The organism is Winogradskyella sp. ECml5-4 (genome assembly GCF_036903175.1).
Taxonomy (GTDB): domain Bacteria; phylum Bacteroidota; class Bacteroidia; order Flavobacteriales; family Flavobacteriaceae; genus Winogradskyella; species Winogradskyella damuponensis.
Genome location: NZ_JAYJLF010000013.1, coordinates 1 through 3,294 on the forward strand (window position 1 = coordinate 1; position 3,294 = coordinate 3,294).

2 rRNA genes are annotated in these 3,294 nt (G+C 46.3%); both read left to right on the plus strand.

What is annotated here, in order from left to right:
* Nucleotides 1-92: 92 nt before the first annotated feature.
* Nucleotides 93-2,917: ribosomal RNA gene (locus VDP25_RS13925) — 23S ribosomal RNA — on the plus strand.
* Nucleotides 2,918-3,076: 159 nt separating this feature from the next.
* A 5S ribosomal RNA gene (gene rrf / locus VDP25_RS13930) occupies nt 3,077-3,186 on the plus strand.
* Nucleotides 3,187-3,294 lie beyond the last annotated feature (108 nt).

Here is a 3,294-nt window from a genome sequence, read left to right on the forward strand (position 1 = left end):
TAATTAAGGTTTACGAGCTTTTAATTAATCATAAATTTAAGTTTTATCTTCGGATAAGATTTAAATAGTAACTCATTAAAAAGACAAAAGTACAATAAGCTAAATAAGAGCGTATGGGGAATGCCTAGGCTCTCAGAGGCGATGAAGGACGTGATAAGCTGCGAAAAGCTACGGGGATTGGCACATACAAATTGATCCGTAGATATCCGAATGGGGCAACCCACTATATTGAAGATATAGTATCCGCAAGGAGGCGAACCCGGAGAACTGAAACATCTAAGTACCCGGAGGAGAAGAAAACAAAAGTGATTCCGATAGTAGCGGCGAGCGAAATTGGATTAGCCCAAACCAGTATTGTTACGGCAATGCTGGGGTTGTAGGACCACGATATTCGACTCATAATGAATTAGAACAGTTTGGAAAGACTGACCAAAGAGGGTGATAGTCCCGTATAAGTAAAGAATGATTAGATAGTGGTATCCTGAGTAGTGCGGGGCACGTGAAACCCTGTGTGAATCAGTCGGGACCATCCGATAAGGCTAAATACTCCTGAGAGACCGATAGTGAACTAGTACCGTGAGGGAAAGGTGAAAAGAACCCTGAATAAGGGAGTGAAATAGAACCTGAAACCATACGCTTACAAGCGGTCGGAGCAGACTTGATCTGTGACGGCGTGCCTTTTGCATAATGAGCCTACGAGTTACCGTTGCTAGCAAGGTTAAGGACTTCAGGTCCGGATCCGTAGCGAAAGCGAGTCTGAATAGGGCGCTTTAGTTAGTAGTGGTAGACGCGAAACCGTGTGATCTACCCATGGGCAGGGTGAAGCTGTGGTAACACACAGTGGAGGCCCGAACCGATATACGTTGAAAAGTGTTCGGATGACCTGTGGGTAGGGGTGAAAGGCCAATCAAACTCGGAAATAGCTCGTACTCCCCGAAATGCATTTAGGTGCAGCGTTGATTTATAGTTTTATAGAGGTAGAGCTACTGATTGGATGCGGGGGCTTCACCGCCTACCAATTCCTGACAAACTCCGAATGCTATAAAATGTTAATCAGCAGTGAGGGCATGGGTGCTAAGGTCCATGTCCGAGAGGGAAAGAACCCAGACCATCAGCTAAGGTCCCCAAATATATGTTAAGTTGAATAAACGAGGTTGAACTGCTTAGACAGCTAGGATGTTGGCTTGGAAGCAGCCATTCATTTAAAGAGTGCGTAACAGCTCACTAGTCGAGCGGTTCGGCATGGATAATAATCGGGCATAAACATATTACCGAAGCTATGGACTTGTAAAAGTGGTAGGGGAGCATTGTAGTGTCGTCGAAGGTGTGCTGTGAGGCATGCTGGAGAAGCTACAAAAGAAAATGTAGGCATAAGTAACGATAATGCGGGCGAGAAACCCGCACACCGAAAGACTAAGGTTTCCTCAGCTATGCTAATCAGCTGAGGGTTAGTCGGGACCTAACGCGAACCCGAAAGGGGTAGTGGATGGACAACAGGTTAATATTCCTGTACCTGCTCACACTAAAAGTGACGGAGGCGAAAAGTTAGTGCGTACTGACGGAATAGTACGTTGAAGCGAGTAGTAATACCGCGATAGTACACTGAGACTACGGTCAAGGTGATAATCTAGCAAATCGACTTCCAAGAAAAGCGAGTGAAGCAGCCCGTACCCTAAACCGACACAGGTAGTTGGGATGAGAATTCTAAGGTGCTCGAGAGATTCATGGCTAAGGAACTAGGCAAAATTGACGCGTAACTTCGGGAGAAGCGTCGCCCCCCTCTGGGGGGGCCGCAGTGAAAAAGTCCAGGCGACTGTTTATCAAAAACACAGGGCTCTGCTAAATCGAAAGATGATGTATAGGGCCTGACACCTGCCCGGTGCTGGAAGGTTAAGTGGAGGGTTTAGAAGTTTACTTCGAAGATCTCAAATGAAGCCCCAGTAAACGGCGGCCGTAACTATAACGGTCCTAAGGTAGCGAAATTCCTTGTCGGGTAAGTTCCGACCTGCACGAATGGTGTAACGATCTGGACACTGTCTCAGCCATGAGCTCGGTGAAATTGTAGTATCGGTGAAGATGCCGATTACCCGCAGTGGGACGAAAAGACCCCGTGAACCTTTACTATAGCTTAGTATTGGCTTTGGATAAGTAATGTGTAGGATAGGTGGGAGACTTTGAAGTGGCGTCGCTAGGCGTTGTGGAGTCATTGTTGAAATACCACCCTTTGCTTATCTAGAGTCTAACCTCTAACCAGGGACAGTGCTTGGTGGGTAGTTTGACTGGGGTGGTCGCCTCCAAAAGAGTAACGGAGGCTTCTAAAGGTTCCCTCAGCACGCTTGGTAACCGTGCGTAGAGTGCAATGGCATAAGGGAGCTTGACTGAGAGACATACAGGTCGATCAGGTACGAAAGTAGAGCATAGTGATCCGGTGGTTCCGTATGGAAGGGCCATCGCTCAAAGGATAAAAGGTACTCCGGGGATAACAGGCTGATCTCCCCCAAGAGCTCATATCGACGGGGGGGTTTGGCACCTCGATGTCGGCTCGTCACATCCTGGGGCTGGAGAAGGTCCCAAGGGTTGGGCTGTTCGCCCATTAAAGTGGCACGCGAGCTGGGTTCAGAACGTCGTGAGACAGTTCGGTCTCTATCTACTGTGGGCGTTAGAAATTTGAGTGGATCTGACTCTAGTACGAGAGGACCGAGTTGGACGAACCTCTGGTGTACCTGTTGTTCCGCCAGGAGCATTGCAGGGTAGCTACGTTCGGAAGGGATAAGCGCTGAAAGCATATAAGCGCGAAACCCACCACAAGATGAGATTTCTTTAAAGGGTCGTGGAAGATGACCACGTTGATAGGCTATAGGTGTAAAGGCAGTAATGTCATAGCCGAGTAGTACTAATAACCCATAGGTTTATTGTCACTTCGACTTTGCTCAGTGACCAGTAATGATTGCTGAGCAAGTCTGTTTTTTTATTAAAGTTTACTTACAAAATCATGTCTTTTTTTCAATATGTCAACAATATTAGTGTTGATTATTTATAACAGCCAAGGTCTTGAACCAAGTTCAAGATAAAAACTTAAGGTGGTTATAGCGACGGGGCTCACCTCTTACCATTCCGAACAGAGTAGTTAAGCCCGTTTGCGCCGATGGTACTGCTTTACTGTGGAAGAGTAGGTCGCCGCCTTTTTTGAAAACCCTTACTAGATATCTAGTAAGGGTTTTTTGTTTTAGAATCTATCGTGAAGTAAATCAATTAACCTTTTTTATTATCTTCATTCTTTATTTGGAATTGAAT